Origin of the sequence: Pseudomonas sp. App30 (assembly GCF_047947025.1) — a bacterium.
Taxonomy (GTDB): domain Bacteria; phylum Pseudomonadota; class Gammaproteobacteria; order Pseudomonadales; family Pseudomonadaceae; genus Aquipseudomonas.
In genome coordinates, this window is the sequence record NZ_CP133165.1 from 5,937,534 (window position 1) to 5,953,623 (window position 16,090).

The following is a 16,090-nucleotide window of genomic DNA, read 5'->3' on the forward strand; positions in this document are numbered from 1 at the left end:
TGAAAAGGGGGGCAGCCTCAGCGCAGTGCCGGGTACAGCGCTTGCGCGGTCTTGCCGAAGATCCACTGGCGGTCTTCATCGGTGAGGCAGGCCAGGCCCTGCTCGGCGGTCGCCAGGATTTCCTTGAGGGTGCCGGGCGAGGTGGGGAAATTGGAGCCCCAGGCCATGCGCCGGGCGCCGAACGCCTTGACGACCAGGGGGAAGAAGGTCTCGGCGCTGGCCTTGTCCTTTGCCACGTCGCCGAAGATGCGCGGCGTCAGCTTCAGGTAGAGGTTGGGCAGGTCGGCGAGCGCGAACAGGCTGGCGGCGTTGGCGTAGGGCGGGCCGTCGAGCACGTCCGGGCGGCCCAGGTGGTCGAGGATGATGTTCACCCCGGGGAATTTCTCGGCCAGCATGCGCACGTAGGGCAAGCCGGTCGGGCCGGTCTGGATGCACATCGGCAGGTTCAGCTCGGCGAGCATTTCCCAGGCCTTGAACGACTTGGGGTTATCCAGCTCGCTGGGGTCGAAGTCCTTGGTCGAACCGCCGGTGAAAATGCGCAGGCCGGCGAGGCCCTGGTCGACCCAGGCCTTGATCACCGCGGGCACGTCGTCAGCCAGCATGTCCACCGAGCCAACGGCGACGAGCCGATCCTTATACTGGTTGCAGCCATCGACGACGTAGCGGTTGTCGAAGCCGTAGGTGGTCGAGGAGTGGACGATGGCGGCCTTGGCGACGCCGGCTTCGTCCATGGCCTGCACCAGCGCCTCGACGGTGTTGGGGCGCTCCTGCGACCAGTCTGAACGCTTGCCGAACAGCGGGGCGGGCGGGTAGCGCTTGTCGTCGTCGGAGATGATGTGCGGGTGGATATCGATAATGTTCATGGTCTGTCCCTGGCTTACTTGCCTTTGGCCTTCAGATGCTTGTCGAGACGCGGGTAGACGCGGCGCACGTTGCCTTCGAAGATGGCGTGGCGGTCGGCATCGGTCAGCGCGGTGCAGGCGTCCAGGTAGCGCTTGGTGTCGTCGAAGTAATGGTCGGTGTCCGGGTCCCGGCCGCGTACGGCGCCGACCATTTCCGAGCCGAACAGCACGTTGCTGGTGGGCACCACTTTGGTCAGCAGCTCGACGCCGGGGTGGTGGTAGACGCAGGTGTCGAAGAAGATGTTGTCCAGCAGCCCTTCGAGCGGGCGCTTGGCCATCTCCAGCGACATGCCGCGGTAGCGCCCCCAGTGGTAGGGCACGGCGCCGCCACCGTGGGGGATGACCAGGCGCAGGGTAGGGAAGTCCTTGAACAGGTCGCTTTGCAGCAGTTGCATGAACACCGAGGTGTCGGCGTTCAGATAGTGCGCCCCGGTGCCGTGGTGGCAGGGGTTGCACGACGCGGCGACGTGGACCATGGCCGGCACGTCCAGGTCGCACATGGCCTCGTACAGCGGGTACCACTCGCGGTCGGTAATCGGCGTGCCGGTCCAGTAGCCGCCGCTGGGGTCGGGGTTGAGGTTGCAGCCCACGAAGCCCATCTGCTCCACGCAGCGGCGCAGCTCGGCGACGGAGTTCTTCGGCGGCGCCAGGGGCGACTGGGGCAGCTGGCACACGGGCACGAAGTTGTCGGGGTAGATGTCGCAGACCCGGCGCACGAGGTCGTTGGAGATTTCCGCCCATTCCTGGCTGGTGCGTTCGTTGCCTAGGTGGTGGCTCATCAGGCCGGCGATCGGCGAGAACAGGGTGAGGTCGCCGCCGCGTTCCTTTTGCAGGCGCAACTGGCCGTTGCCGACGCCCTCGCGAATCTGTTCGTCGGTCACATGGGCGCCAGACCGCGCCGGCGCGTTGAGCGGGTCGTCGGCGAATTCGATCTGCTTGGCGCGCCACTCTCGGAACGACGCGGGTACGGTGGTGAAATGACCGTGGCAATCAATAATCATCATGTGCTCCGGAAAATTCAGGCCTGGGGATCCACGAACAGCTCGTCCATGGCCATGCGCCGCGGCGTCAGGCCCTGCTTGAACGCTGTCGACTCCAGGGCCTCGATGGTCTTGCGGTTGGCTTCGATGCCGTAGGGCAGTGGGTCGTGGCCGACGACTTCGCGCAGTTCGAGGTATTTTTTATCGGTCTCGCTGGTGGCATCGCCGCTATCAAGCCGGGCCAGGTAGTCCTGCTTGGCCTGCTCGAAGGCGTCGTAGATGGCCTTGGCCACCCATGGGTGCTCGGCCAGGATCGAGTCCTTGACGACGATGGTGCCGTGCATGGGGTAGACGCCGGTGCGTGCGTAGTACTCGGCTTCGATTTCAGCGGCATTGGGGAAGAGATCGGGGTAGTCGGCCGCCACTTCCTTCCAGCCGTCGACAGGGTTGCCTGTACGGCCGATGCCGGCGGCGCCGCCAAAGCCTGCGGCCAGTTCGCCGTCAGCCATCATCTCGGCCAGTGGGCGGGTGGCGTGGATCACGTTGGCGGGCAGCTCGAGCTGCGTCACGTGTTCTTCGTCGTCGACCACCCAGGTGACCTTGCTCGAATCGAGGCCGAACTCGTCCATCAGCACCTGGCGGGTCCACACGCCCGTGGTCACCGAGTAGGCGCGCACGCCGACCTTCTTGCCTTCAAGATCCTTCGGGGTCTTGATGCCGGCATCCGGGCGCACCAGCAGGCCTGAATGGTGGAAGCGCCGCACGACGAAAATCGGCAGGGCCACGAACGGAGCGCCATAGGCACGGGCGATGATGTAGGTGGTGGGGGCAATTTCGCAGACATCGAATTCGACATCGCGGACCATGCGGCGGAACGCGGCGATCTGCGGCTTCACCGTGACGAATTCGGCTTCCACGCCTTCGATCTTGATGGCGCCGCTGCGGATCGCAGCAGTATGGGGATGATCGGCGATGGCAATCTTGAGATGAACTGACATTGATCTTTCCTGAGGGGTGATTTTTGTCAAACGGCTACGTGTGGACCTATGGTGCTCGCGAGTGGCGTGCCGGTCGATTGAGTAAAAATGGGTTAGGCTTAACGAAATGGTAAAGACGCTGAGGAGCACCGCATGGCAGAGTTCGACTGGTACCTGCAGGTCAACCTGAAGGCGCGCCACCTGCGCCTGCTGGTGGCCATCGACACGTACCGCAACCTGACCCAGGTGGCCGAGGTCACGCACGTGACCGTGCCGGCGGTGTCGAAGTCATTGAGCGAACTGGAGCGCGGCCTGGGGCTGGCGTTGTTCTCGCGCACCACCCAGGGCCTGATGCCCACACCCTATGGCGAGTGCCTGATTCGGCATGCGCGCTCCATGTTGACGGTGCTGCATGACGCCCGCGACCAGCTCAAGGCCTTGAGTTCGGGGGCGGAGGGCAAGATCCGCATCGGCATGCTGCCGGCCTCGGCCTCGGTGCTGCTGCCCCAGGCGCTTGGCCTGCTCAAGCAACGCTCGGCCAGCACCAATGTGACGATCATCGAGGGCACCATGGAGTCGCTGCTGCCCGAGCTCTGGCAGGGCCGCCTCGACCTGGTGGTCGGCCGCATGCCACCGCCGGGCACCCTCGGCAGCTTCGAAGAGAAGGAATTGCTGGAAGAACCGGTGGTACTGATGACCGGCCTGCATCACCCGCTGGCCCGCAGGAAGACCGTGGAGTGGTCGGACCTCAGCCCCTACGCCTGGATACTGCCGCCCCCCGGCTCGCTGCTGCGCGACCCGCTGGAGCGGGTGCTGGAAGCCAATGACGTACCGCTGAGCAGCGATTACATCGAGACGCTTTCGATTCACGTCGTCCGCGCGCACCTGCGCGTGTCCGATGCCATTGCGATCATGGCGGTGTCGATCGCCAGCGACCCCGTGCAGCCCCTGCATGTGCTGCCCTTGAAAATGCCCAGGCTGGTGCGGCCGGTGGGCGTGTTGTGGAACCGCGACCGTGGTCTGACACCCAGTGCCGAGCTGATGGTCGAGTGCCTGGAAGAGGCTGCCCGGCACCAGTCGGCGCGCCTGGGCGAGCTGTCACCCGCGTAGTCGCGCGCAGGCAGTCGGGCCTGGGGTTAACCATACGCTTAAAGCGTGGGTGGGTTTTCTCAATGGACCCTGAAGGGGGGCATCGACACTATCGCGGTGCCTGTCTGGGTGCGCCTGTCCGGCGCGCTCCAGTCCCCTACTGACCTACCTGAAGGATGCCCCATGAGCGTCGTGTCTACTTTCGTCCCCCACGGGCAACACTTTATCGCGGGGGTGCAGGTTGCAACGCCAGCCCGGTTCAGCTCTGCCCCGGCCCACGGGCCCGCGCACTCGTTCTCGGTGGGTACGCCCGCGCTGGTCGATGAGGCCTGCCGGGCCGCCGAAGCGGCGTTCTGCTCCTTTGGCTACAGCTCCCGGGAGGCGCGCGCGGTGTTCCTGGAGGCCATTGCCGATGAAATCGAGGCACGCGCCGACCTGATCACCGAGATCGGCAGCCAGGAAACCGGCTTGCCCGTGGCCCGGCTGATCGGCGAGCGCGGGCGCACCGTGATGCAACTGCGTCTGTTCGCCGCCCATATTTGCCAGGGTGACTACCTGGACCGCCGCACCGATACCGACCTGACCCACCCACAATCCGCGTCGAGCCCCAGGCTGCGCCTGATGCAACGGCCGATTGGCCCGGTCGCGGTCTTCGGCGCCTCGAACTTCCCGCTGGCGTTTTCGGTGGCAGGCGGCGACACCGCGTCGGCGCTGGCGGCGGGCTGCCCGGTGGTGGTCAAGGGGCATTCCGCGCACCCTGGCACCAGCGAAATCGTTGCGCAGGCGGTGGTTGCCGCCATCACGCGCTGTGGCATCCACCCCGGCGTGTTCTCGCTGATTCAAGGTGGCCGGCGCGACGTGGGCGAAGCGCTGGTGCAGCACCCGTTGATCCGCGCCGTGGGCTTCACCGGCTCCCTTGGCGGTGGCCGGGCGCTGTTTGACCTGTGCATGGCGCGGCCTGAGCCCATCCCGTTTTTTGGTGAGCTGGGGTCGGTCAACCCGATGTTCTTGCTGCCGGCCGCGTTGGCGGCGCGCAGTGCGGAAATCGGTGCCGGCTGGGCCGCTTCGCTGACCCTGGGCGCGGGGCAGTTCTGCACCAACCCGGGCATCGCCGTGGTGATGCAAGGCACCGACGGCGTCGATTTTGCCGAGGCCGCGCGTGCCGCCCTGGCCCAGACCCCGCCGCAGGCCATGCTCACCGCCGGCATCGCGGCGGCCTACCGCGGCGGGCGCGACCGCATTGCCGCACACGCCAGCGTGCGCTCGCTGCTGGCTTCGTCCTGCGACGTGCGTGACGCCTCGCCTGACCTCTTCTGCGTGAGCGGCCGGGACTGGCTGGCCAATCACCTGCTCGGCGAAGAGGTCTTCGGCCCACTCGGCATGATCGTCACTGTGGACGACCTGGCGCAAATGCGCGAAGTCGCCCAGTCCCTCGGCGGGCAATTGACCGCCACCCTGCACATGGATGAGGCGGATTGCGCCATCGCCAACGACCTGCTGCCGATCCTTGAACGCAAGGCCGGGCGCGTGCTGGTCAATGGCTTCCCCACTGGCGTGGAGGTCTGCGATGCGATGGTCCATGGCGGGCCTTACCCGGCGTCCACCAACTTTGGCGCCACCTCGGTGGGCACGCTGTCCATTCGCCGCTGGTTGCGTCCGGTCTGCTACCAGAACCTGCCGGACAGCGTCCTGCCGAACGATCTGCAGTAGCCGTATCAGCGCGCATCCGTTGCTGGGCGGGTGCGCCTGGCCTTGGCCGGGGAGGACGTGGGGGTAAAGCCTGTGAGGAGCTGCTCGGCGGCCCCTTGCAGGCAGGCCACCATGAGCTCGGCACTGGGTGTGAGGCCACGGTTGCGGTTCCACAGCACCCCGGTCGGGCGCAGCAGCCGGGGCAGGTTCAGTGGCAGCTTATGGAACGGTTGTACCGCGTCATTAGCGAGTGACTCGGCCATGACCGCAATGAAGTCCGAGACTTGCAGGTGGGCGCGGACAACGTGAATCGACAGGGTCTCGATGTAGTTGTTGCTCAGGGGCACGTCATTCGCTTCGAGCGCCCGTTCCAGCGGGTCGCGCAGGATCGAGCCCGGTGGCGGCAGGATCCAGGGGTAGGCGCACAGGTCCGACCATTCCAGGGTTTTCCTGCGGGCAAGCGGGTGGTGGCGGCCGGTCATCAGCACCACGGGTTCTTCGAGCAGTTCCTGTTCCTCGAAGCTGCCGAGGGTGTCGGGGGGCGGCAGGCGGCCCACCACCAGGTCAAGACGGCCCTGCCACAGCTCGGGCAGCAGCGATTCGGTGGTGCCTTCGATCACCGTCACGTTGGTACCCGGCGATTGCTCCTTGAGCAGGCTCAACGCCTGCGGCACCAGCACCGACGCCGAAGCCGGCAACATGCCGATGCGCACCTTGCCTTCGGCGCCCGAGCTCAGCGCTTTCAGTTCGTCGCGGGCCTGGTGCAGGATTCCCAGCATGGTGCGCGCGTGGCGAATGAGGCAGTCGCCGTACGGCGTGGGCATCAAGCCCCGTGCCGTGCGTGAAAACAACGCCAGGCCAAGCCCGCGCTCCAGTTCCGCCAGTGACTTCGACACGGCAGGCACGGTGACATGGGTGACCTCGGCCACCTGGGTCAGATTGCGGTAGGTGTCGATCGCCACGAGCAGGCGCAAGTGCCGCGCCTTCAGGTTGATCTGCAGATACCAGTCGAGATGCTTCACAGTGTGTACCTCGGCCATTTTAGCGTGACTCAAGGTGGGGGTAGGGGAGGGGCTGCGTCCATTGAGAAAAACATCATCGGGTTTGAGCGAATGGTTAAGGAGGGGCATCGCACGGCAATCTGTAATGGTGCTGTTTTGGTGTTTTAAAAATTGTACTGGTCCAATTTTGCCTAGCTGTATCTGCTGCCCCGCAGGGTGATGCCGTAGTGTTCTCAGCCTGCCCCCCGGAGTCCTTCCCATGCTGTCCTCCCTCGACCTGCTGTACGCCTTCGCCCTGTTCGCCCTGGTGTCGTCCATCACTCCGGGCCCCAACAACACCATGCTGCTGGCCTCGGGGGTGAACTTCGGTTTCCGCCGCTCCATGCCCCACGCGCTGGGGGTGAGCCTGGGCTTCATGGTGATGGTGATTGCCGTGGGGCTGGGCCTGGGCGAGGTGTTCAAGGTGCTGCCCTGGGCCTACACGGTGCTGCGCTGGGCCGGTGCCAGTTACTTGCTGTACCTGGCGTGGAAAATTGCCCGCTCCGGGCCGCCGTCCGCCGCCGTGGAAGATACCCGCAGGCCCATGAGCTTCCTGGGCGCGGCAGCGTTCCAGTGGGTCAACCCCAAGGCCTGGATCATGGCCATCGGCGCCATCACCACCTACGCGCCGGCCCAGGGCTACCTGGTGAACGTGTTCGTGATTGCCTCGCTGTTCGCCCTCATCAATCTGCCCAGCGTGGCGCTGTGGGTCAGTTGTGGCAGCGCGCTGCGCACGGTGCTCAGCCAGCCGCGCTGGTTGCGCCTGTTCAACTGGGGCATGGCGCTGATGCTGGTGCTGTCGTTGTACCCGCTGCTCAAGGGCTGAGATTTGCCGTGGCCGGGCGGATCGCGCTAGGGTGGGGCCTGGATAATAAAAGACGCTGTTCATGACTGCTGATTCCCAACCTGCCAAACCCGCGCCGCGCCAGCGCCGCGCGCCCAAGGGCGAGAAACGCCGCGAAGAGCTGCTGGACGCGGCTTTGCAGATGTTTTCCCTGGAAGGCTACGGCGGCGCCTCCATTGCGCGCATCGCCGAAATCGTCGGTATTTCCGTCGCCGGGGTGCTGCACCATTTCCCCAACAAGACCGCGCTGTTGATGGGCGTGCTGGACCGCCGCGACGCGGTCAGCCAGAAAATCGCCGACGAGGTGCGCGGCGAACCCACCCTCAGCGGGCTGCTGGGCAGCCTCAGCGCCATCAACCGCTCCAACGCCACGGCGCCGGGGGTGATCCGCGCCTTCAGCATGCTCAACGCCGAAAGCCTGGTGGAAGGCCACCCGGCCTGGGCCTGGTTCCAGGGGCGCTACAGCACCATTCATGCGCGCATGGTGGGGCAGTTGCAGGAGCTGGTGGCGCTGGGCGAGGTGCGCGCCGACGTCGACCTGGGCGGGGTGGTGCAGGAGTGCCTGGCGATGATGGACGGGTTGCAGCTGCAATGGCTGCGGTTCCCGGAGCAGTTGGACCTGGTGGCGCGGTTCGATGGCTACCTGGCGCACCTGGAAGCCTCCATTCGCGCGTGATCGCAAAACCCGCAGCAGCGGCCGCTGCGGTTTTCCCGGGACACCGCGGTGAGAGCGGACGCCGCCTGCGGCAGCTGCTACGGGGGTGTGGGCTCTTCGTCAACATTTTGTAAATAAATGGCAAAGCCCGTTCGTCAGGGTTGGCATGGGGGGCAGGGCAGGGTCAAATGCCCCAATGAACTTACCGGCCCCTCACTGCTCTTACCCTGCGGCTCGCCTCGCAGGCGATGTCTGCACATTCCCTGCACATTTACTGGCTATGCTGCCAAGTGATGTGCCCAAAGCAGACCTGACGCCCGTTACCTCCCTTGTCCATTGCCCACGCAGAAGCTTTCAATGACCCAGATCCCGGCAGCCCGCTCTCGCAAGCGCCTCGTGCTTGTGCTCCTGATAGCCGCAGCCATTGGTGCGGCCTTTATCTACGTTCGGCACACCCCGTCGTCCAGCGAAACCCCTGAAGCCGGTGCCGCGCGTGCCGCAGGCCCGGGTGGCCGGCACGGTGGGCCGGGCATGGATGCCAACGCCACGGTCAGCGTCGCGGTCGGCACCGCTGGCACCGCCGACGTGCCGGTGATCCAGCAGGCGCTGGGCACGGTGATCCCCAATTATTCGGTGACAGTCACCAGCCGCGTCGACGGCGAGCTGATGGCGGTGTACTTCACCGAAGGCCAGTTCGTGAAGAAGGGCCAGTTGCTGGCGCAGATCGACCCGCGGGCCTACCAGGCCACCCTGGACCAGTACCAGGGCGACCTGGCGCAGAACCAGGCGCTGCTCAAAAGCGCCCAGCTGACCGCCGCGCGCTACCAGCGCCTGTTCGCCAAGGACTCCATCGCCAAGCAGGACCTGGACACGCAAATGGCCACCGTCGGCCAGTACCAGGGCGCGGTGAAGGCCGACCTGGCGCAGATCGACGCCGCCAAGCTGAACCTGATCTACGCCAAGATCGTCTCGCCCATCGATGGCTTCGTCGGCCTGCGCCTGGTGGACCCGGGCAACATCGTCGCGTCCAGCAGCACCACCGGCATCGTCACCGTGACCCAGACCAACCCCATCGCCGTGACCTTCAGCATTCCCCAGGCGCAGCTGGCAACCCTGCTGCCCAAGGTGCGCAAGGGTGAAGTGCTGGGCGTGCAGGCGCTGGACCAGCTGGGCACCACGCCGCTGGCCAACGGCACCCTGAAGTTCATCAGCAACGAGATCGACACCAGCACTGGCAGCATCAAGCTCAAGGCGCTGTTCGACAACCCGGACGAGAAGCTCTACCCCAACCAGTTCGTCAACGTGAAGCTGACCACCGACACCCTGCACAACGCGGTGGTGGTGCCCTCGGCGGCCGTGCAGTTGAGCAGCGACGGTGAGTTTCTCTACGCGGTGAAGGACGGCAAGGTGCAGCGCCGCACCATCAAGGTGGGCCCGGTGTTCGGCGAACAGACCGTGATCACCCAGGGCGTGGCCGCCGGCGAACAGGTGGTGACCCGCGGCATCGATCACCTGCGCGATGGCAGCAAGGTCGAGGTGGAGAAACCCGACACCGGCGCCAGCGCCAAGCCGGCTAAAACCGCCAAGCCCGCAGCCGGCGCGCAAACCGAATGAACCCGTCCAGACTCTTTATCCAGCGCCCGGTCGCCACCGTGCTGCTGATGCTGGCGGTGATGCTGGCGGGTATCTTCGCCTACCGGCTGCTGTCCACCTCGGCCCTGCCCGAAGTGGATTACCCCACCATCCAGGTCAGCACCCTGTACCCCGGCGCCAGCTCCAACGTGCTGGCCTCGGCGGTCACCGCGCCGCTGGAGCGCCAGCTGGGGCAGATGTCGGGCCTGTCGCAGATGTACTCGACCAGTTCGGCCGGTGCCTCGGTGATTACCCTGAAGTTCTCCCTGGACCTGTCCCTGGACGTGGCCGAGCAGGAAGTGCAGGCGGCCATCAACGCCGCCGACAGCCTGCTGCCCAGCGACCTGCCGAACCCGCCCACCTACAAGAAGGTGAACCCGGCCGACACGGCGGTGCTGACCCTGTCCGCCACTTCCGACAGCCTGCCGCTGACCCGCGTGCAGGACCTGATCAACACCCGCGTGGCGCTCAAGCTCTCGCAGATTTCCGGCGTGGGCATGGTCAGCCTGGCCGGCGGCCAGCAGCCGGCGGTGAAGATCGAGGTCAACCCCACCAGCCTGGCGGCCCACGGCCTGACGCTTGAAGACGTGTACGACAAGGTCAACGCCGCCAACGTCAACGGCTCCAAGGGCGGCTTCGACGGCCCCTCGCACTCCATCACCATCGACGCCAACGACCAGCTGCGCGACGCCGTGGAATACGGCGAGCTGGTGCTGGCCTATGAAAACGGCGCGGCCCTGCGCTTGAAAGACGTCGCCACCACGGCCGAGGCGCCCCAGGACCAGTACCTGTCGGCCAGCGCCAACGGCAAGCCGGCCATCGTCATCAACGTGCAGCGCCAGCCCGGCGCCAACGTCATCGAGGTGGTGGACAGCATCAAGCAGAAGCTGCCCACCCTGCAGTCAGCGTTGCCCGACTCGGTCAAGCTCACCGTCATCAGTGACCGCACCCAGACCATCCGCGCCTCCATCAAGGACGTGCAGATCGAGCTGCTGCTGTCCATCGGCCTGGTGGTGCTGGTGACCTTCGCCTTCCTCGGCAACTTCACCGCCACCCTGATCCCCAGCCTGGCGGTGCCGCTGTCGCTGATCGGCACCTTCGGCGTGATGTACCTGGCCGGCTTCAGCGTGAACAACCTGACGCTGATGGCCCTGACCATCGCCACCGGCTTCGTCATCGACGACGCCATCGTGGTGGTGGAGAACATCTCGCGGCACCTTGAGGAGGGCGAGGAGCCCATGGCTGCGGCGCTGAAAGGCTCGCAGGAAATCGGCTTCACCATCATCTCGCTGACCTTCTCGCTGATCGCCGTGCTGATCCCGCTGCTGTTCATGGGCGACGTGGTCGGCCGCCTGTTCCGCGAGTTCGCCATCACCCTCGCGGTGGCGATCCTGGTGTCCATGGTCATTTCCCTGACCCTGACGCCCATGCTCTGCGCGCACCTGCTGCGCCACGTGCCCGAAGGCGGCCAGAGCCGCTTCGCGCAATGGGGCGACCACCAGTACCACAAGGTGCTGAACGCCTACGACCGCGGCCTGGTGTGGGTGCTGGACCACCAGCGCCTGACCCTGCTGGTGGCGGTGGGCACCGTGGCCCTTACCGGCTTCCTCTACCTGGTGGTGCCCAAGGGCTTCTTCCCCACCCAGGACACGGGCCTGATCCAGGGCTTCACCCGCGCCTCCCAGGACGTCTCCTTCGGTGAAATGGAGCGGCGCCAGCAGGCCATGGTCGAGGTGGTGCGCCAGGACCCGGCGGTGGAATCGGTGTCGTCCACCATTGGCGTGGACGGCAATAACGGCTCGCTGAACAACGGCCGCCTGCAGATCGAACTCAAGCCGTTCGAGGACCGCGACGACACCGCCACCCAGGTCATCACCCGCCTGGAAAAGGCCGCCAAGGACGTGCCCGGCCTGCAGTTGAACCTGGTCAGCTCCCAGGACCTCACCGTCGACGACCAACTGACGCCCAGCCAGTACCAGTTCACCCTGGACGACTCGGAAAGCGCCAACCTGTCGGCGCTGATCCCCAAACTGATGGAGAAGCTGCAGCACCGCAAGGAAATGCGCGACGTCATCGACAACCTGCAGGACCAGGGCCTGGTGGCCTACGTGGAACTGGACCGCGCCGCAGCCATGCGCTACGGCATCACCGCGTCCGACGTCGACACCGCGCTGTACAACGCCTTCGGCCAGCGCCTGATTTCGACCATCTTCACCCAGTCCAACCAGTACCGCGTGGTGCTGCAGGTGCCGGGCAAGTTCCAGCAGAACCTGGCGGCGTTCGACAACATCTACCTGGCCGCGGCCACCACCAGCACCACCGGCAGCAACAGCAGCACGGTGACCACCACCACGGGCACGACCACCGGCAGCAGTGCCTCGACCACCAGCTCGTCGACCACCACCACCGCCGCGCAGATGGTGCGCCTGACCGACATCGCCAAGGTCGGCCAGCGCACCGGTTCGCTGTCGCTGAGCCGCCTGGACCAGTTCCCGGCCGTGACCCTGTCGTTCAACCTGGCCGACGGCTATTCCCTGGAGCAGGCGCAGCAGGCCATCAGCGAAGTGATGACCGAGTTGCAGGCGCCCAGCAGCATTACCCTGCGCTACCAGGGCGCCGCCGACGCGTTCCAGACCGCCACCGGCAACACCCTGTGGCTGATCCTGGCGGCGTTGATCACCATGTACATCGTGCTGGGCATGCTCTACGAGAGCTTCATCCACCCGGTGACCATCCTCTCGACGCTGCCCTCGGCGGCCATCGGCGCCTTGCTGGCGCTGCTGCTGACCGGCACCGAGTTCAGCCTGATCGCCCTGATCGGGGTGATTCTGCTGATCGGTATCGTCAAGAAGAACGCCATCATGATGATCGACTTCGCCCTGGAGGGCCGCCAGCACCAGCGCCTGAACGCGCGCGACGCCATCCACCGGGCGGCGCTGCTGCGCTTGCGGCCGATCCTGATGACCACCCTGGCGGCGCTGTTCGGCGCCTTGCCGCTGATGCTCGCCACCGGCGCCGGCGCCGAGCTGCGCCGGCCGCTGGGCCTGGTGATCGTCGGCGGCCTGCTGCTGAGCCAGGTGCTGACGCTGTTCACCACGCCGGTGATCTACCTGATGTTTGACCGCATCAGCGAGCGCGCCAAGGCCCGCCTCAACCGTGGCAGGGCGCAGGCATGAACCTGTCGCGGCTGTTCATCCGCAAGCCGGTAGCCACGCTGCTGCTGAGCCTGAGCATCACCCTGGCCGGCATCCTGGGCTACAAGCTGCTGCCGGTGGCGCCGTTGCCCCAGGTGGATTTCCCCACCATCATGGTCAGCGCCTCGCTGGCCGGCGCCAGCCCCGAGACCATGGCCGCCACGGTGGCCACGCCGCTGGAGCGCAGCCTGGGGCAGATTGCCGGCATCACCGAGATGACGTCCACCAGCAGCCAGGGCTCGACCACGCTGATTCTGCAGTTCGAACTGGACCGCGACATCAACGGCGCCGCCCGCGACGTGCAGGCCGCCATCAACGCCTCGCGCAGCCTGCTGCCCAGCTCCATGCCGTCGCTGCCCACCTACCGCAAGGCCAACCCCTCGGAGGCGCCGGTGCTGATGCTGGCGCTGACCTCGTCCACGCGCAGCCCGGGCGAGCTCTACGACCTGGCCTACAGCAAGCTGCAGCAGAAAATCTCCCAGGTCAACGGCGTGGGCGAGGTGTCGGTGCGCGGCGGCGCATTGCCGGCGGTGCGTATCGATATCCAGCCCAACCTGCTGGCCAACGCCGGCATTTCGCTTGAGACCGTGCGCGAAGCCATCGACAACGCCACCAAGGCCAAGCCCAAGGGCATCCTCCAGGGCGACGGCCAGAGCTGGGTGATCGACGGCAACGACCAGATCGACAAGGCAGTGGATTACCAGCAGCTGGTGATCACCTACCAGAATGGCACGGCCGTGCGCCTGAGTGACGTGGCCAACGTCTACGACTCGGTGGAAGACGCCTTCGTCGGCGGCTACTACAACGGCCAGCCGTCGGTAACCCTGGGCGTCACCCGCCAGGCCGGCGCCAACATGCTGCAGACCATCGACAGCATCAAGGCGCTGATCCCCGAGCTGCAACGCGAGATTCCCGGCGACGTGCAGCTGATCCCGGTGATCGACCGTGGCCCCACGGTCAGTGCCTCGCTGCACGACACCGAGGAAACCCTGCTGATCGCCACCCTGCTGGTGATCGCCGTGGTCTTCGTGTTCCTGCGCAACCTGCGCGCCACGCTGATTCCGGCGGTGGTGCTGCCGGTGTCGCTGATCGGCACCTGTTCGATCATGTACCTGCTGGGCTACAGCCTCGACAACCTGTCGCTGATGGCGCTGATCATCTGCACCGGTTTCGTGGTGGACGACGCCATCGTGGTGCTGGAGAACATCGCCCGCTACCAGGAGATGGGCATGCGCCCGCTGCGGGCGGCGCTGATGGGCACCCGCGAGGTGGGCTTCACGGTGCTGTCCATGACCCTGTCGTTGATCGCCGTGTTCATCCCCATCCTGCTGATGGGCAGCATCGTCGGCCGGCTGTTCCGCGAGTTCGCCGTGACCCTGAGCATCGCCCTGGCGCTGTCCATGGTGGTGTCCCTGAGCCTGACCCCGGTGCTGTGCGTGATGCTGCTGCGCCAGCCGGCGCACGACGCCCGGGAGCCGCGCATCTACCAGTGGATCGAAGCCGCGCTGGCGCGCCTGCAGGGCGCCTACATCGCCGCGCTGGGCTGGGTGATGCGCCACCGCCTGCTGACCATGTTCAGCCTGCTGCTGACCGTGGTGCTCAACGTCTACCTGTACGCCACGGTGCAGAAAGGCTTCTTCCCGGCCCAGGACACCGGGGTGCTGATGGGCGCCGTGCGCGCCGACCAGAACATCTCGTTCCAGGCGCTCAAGCCGCACCTGATGCAGATCGCCCACGACCTGGCCGCCGACCCCGACGTGGAGGCAGTGATGTCGTCCACCGGCAGCGGCCGCGCCGGCTCGCGTAACACCGGCGACTTCTTCATCCGCCTCAAGGACTACAAGCAGCGCACCAGCAGCGCCGCGGCCATCGCCAACCGGTTGACCAAGGCCAACAACAAGGTCGCCGGCATCCAGCTGTTCCTGATGCCCGCCGAGGACATCCGCGTGGGCGGCCGCAGCGCCAACGCCACCTACCAGTTCAGCCTGCAGGCCGACGACCTCGACCTGCTGCGGGTGTGGGAGCCCAAGGTGGAGGCGGCGCTGCGCGCCTTGCCCGAGCTGACCGGCATCGACTCCGACAGCCAGACCGGCGGCCAGGAGCTCAAGCTGCACATCGACCGCGCCGCCGCCAGCCGCCTGGGCGTCAGCGTCAGTGACATCGACAACCTGCTGAACAACTCGTACAGCCAGCGCCAGGTGGCCACCTTGTACAAGACCCTCAACCAGTACCACGTGGTGATGGGCCTGGACCCGGTGTACACCAGTGACTCGACCATGCTCCAACGCATGTACGTGATCAACAGTGACAATCAGCAGGTGCCGCTGACCGCGTTCGCCACCTTCAGCCCCGACAACGCGCCGCTGGCAGTGGCGCACCAGGGCCAGTCGGCCACCAGCACCATCGCCTTCAACCTGCAGGACGGCGTGTCGCTGGAACAGGCCACCGCAGCCATCAACGCCGCCGTCGACAAGGTCGGCCTGCCACGGGACATCCAGGCCGGCTTTGCCGGCACCGCCCAGGCCTACGCGGCGCTGGCGGCGAGCATGCCGTGGCTGATCGCCGCGGCCTTGCTGGCGGTGTACATCGTGCTGGGCGTGCTGTACGAGAGCTACATCCACCCGCTGACCATCCTGTCGACGCTGCCGTCGGCGGGGGTAGGGGCGTTGTTGCTGCTCAAGGCGGTGAACATGCAGCTGACGGTGATCGCGCTGATCGGCATCCTGTTGCTGATCGGTATCGTCAAGAAGAACGCCATCATGATGATCGACTTCGCCCTGGTGGCCGAGCGCGAGCGCAAGTTGCCGCCCGAACAGGCGATCATCGAAGCCTGCCGCATGCGTTTCCGGCCGATCATGATGACCACCCTGGCGGCGTTCTTCGGCGCCTTGCCGCTGGCCCTGGGCAGCGGCGGCGACGCCGACCTGCGCAAGCCGCTGGGCGTGGCCATCGCTGGCGGCCTGGCGTTGAGCCAATTGTTGACGCTGTTCACCACCCCGGTGGTGTACCTCTATCTCGACCGTGCCAGCCGCGCCACCCGGCACTTCTGGCACACGCGTATCCGCCGCACCCACGTGCCCGGCTGACT

The 16,090-nt window shown here is 66.2% G+C and carries 11 protein-coding genes; 7 read left to right on the forward strand and 4 right to left on the reverse strand.

Translation table 11 applies throughout. The features are described 5' to 3' along the window. Positions 1 to 17: 17 nt before the first annotated feature. Genes RAM80_RS27385 through RAM80_RS27395 form a run of 3 tightly spaced genes read right to left on the reverse strand, consistent with a single transcriptional unit; the run spans position 18 to position 2,880 of the window. Positions 18 to 863, reverse strand: a complete 846-nt coding sequence (locus RAM80_RS27385; RefSeq protein WP_416423508.1) for an amidohydrolase family protein — start codon at positions 861 to 863, stop codon at positions 18 to 20. A gap of 14 nt (positions 864 to 877) precedes the next feature. Beyond that, a complete protein-coding gene (locus RAM80_RS27390) occupies positions 878 to 1,906 on the reverse strand; it encodes an amidohydrolase family protein (protein WP_416423509.1) in 1,029 nt (342 codons plus the stop codon). Between the two features lie 14 nt (positions 1,907 to 1,920). Further along, positions 1,921 to 2,880 carry an ABC transporter substrate-binding protein gene (locus RAM80_RS27395; protein ID WP_416423510.1) on the reverse strand — a complete coding sequence of 320 codons (960 nt, stop codon included), beginning with the start codon at positions 2,878 to 2,880 and terminating at the stop codon, positions 1,921 to 1,923. A gap of 132 nt (positions 2,881 to 3,012) precedes the next feature. On the opposite strand from RAM80_RS27395, the gene RAM80_RS27400 reads away from it, so the two are divergent. Together RAM80_RS27400 and RAM80_RS27405 are read left to right on the forward strand one after the other, a co-directional pair. Further along, positions 3,013 to 3,969, forward strand: a complete 957-nt coding sequence (locus tag RAM80_RS27400) for a LysR substrate-binding domain-containing protein (RefSeq protein ID WP_416423511.1) — start codon at positions 3,013 to 3,015, stop codon at positions 3,967 to 3,969. A 162-nt stretch (positions 3,970 to 4,131) separates the two neighbouring features. Beyond that, entirely contained in the window at positions 4,132 to 5,658 is a 1,527-nt protein-coding gene (locus RAM80_RS27405; RefSeq protein WP_416423512.1) for an aldehyde dehydrogenase (NADP(+)), read from the forward strand. 5 nt (positions 5,659 to 5,663) lie between these two features. Here RAM80_RS27405 and RAM80_RS27410 read toward each other — a convergent pair whose 3' ends face one another. Further along, positions 5,664 to 6,659 carry a LysR substrate-binding domain-containing protein gene (locus RAM80_RS27410; protein WP_416423513.1) on the reverse strand — a complete coding sequence of 332 codons (996 nt, stop codon included), beginning with the start codon at positions 6,657 to 6,659 and terminating at the stop codon, positions 5,664 to 5,666. Between the two features lie 238 nt (positions 6,660 to 6,897). Here RAM80_RS27410 and RAM80_RS27415 point away from each other — a divergent pair, with 238 nt between their 5' ends. From RAM80_RS27415 to RAM80_RS27435, 5 genes are all read left to right on the forward strand, one after another. Further along, entirely contained in the window at positions 6,898 to 7,503 is a 606-nt protein-coding gene (locus RAM80_RS27415) for a LysE family translocator (protein ID WP_416423514.1), read from the forward strand. A 61-nt stretch (positions 7,504 to 7,564) separates the two neighbouring features. Next, a complete protein-coding gene (locus RAM80_RS27420) occupies positions 7,565 to 8,197 on the forward strand; it encodes a TetR/AcrR family transcriptional regulator (RefSeq protein ID WP_416423515.1) in 633 nt (210 codons plus the stop codon). Between the two features lie 510 nt (positions 8,198 to 8,707). Beyond that, the gene (locus RAM80_RS27425; protein ID WP_416423516.1) at positions 8,708 to 9,790 is read left to right on the forward strand and encodes an efflux RND transporter periplasmic adaptor subunit; all 1,083 of its coding nucleotides are present in this window, start codon (positions 8,708 to 8,710) and stop codon (positions 9,788 to 9,790) included. Then, positions 9,787 to 12,984 carry an efflux RND transporter permease subunit gene (locus tag RAM80_RS27430; RefSeq protein WP_416423517.1) on the forward strand — a complete coding sequence of 1,066 codons (3,198 nt, stop codon included), beginning with the start codon at positions 9,787 to 9,789 and terminating at the stop codon, positions 12,982 to 12,984. The genes RAM80_RS27425 and RAM80_RS27430 overlap by 4 nt, the downstream gene beginning before the upstream one ends. Further along, positions 12,981 to 16,088 carry an efflux RND transporter permease subunit gene (locus RAM80_RS27435; RefSeq protein ID WP_416423518.1) on the forward strand — a complete coding sequence of 1,036 codons (3,108 nt, stop codon included), beginning with the start codon at positions 12,981 to 12,983 and terminating at the stop codon, positions 16,086 to 16,088. Before RAM80_RS27430 ends, RAM80_RS27435 begins: the two co-directional genes overlap by 4 nt. Positions 16,089 to 16,090 lie beyond the last annotated feature (2 nt).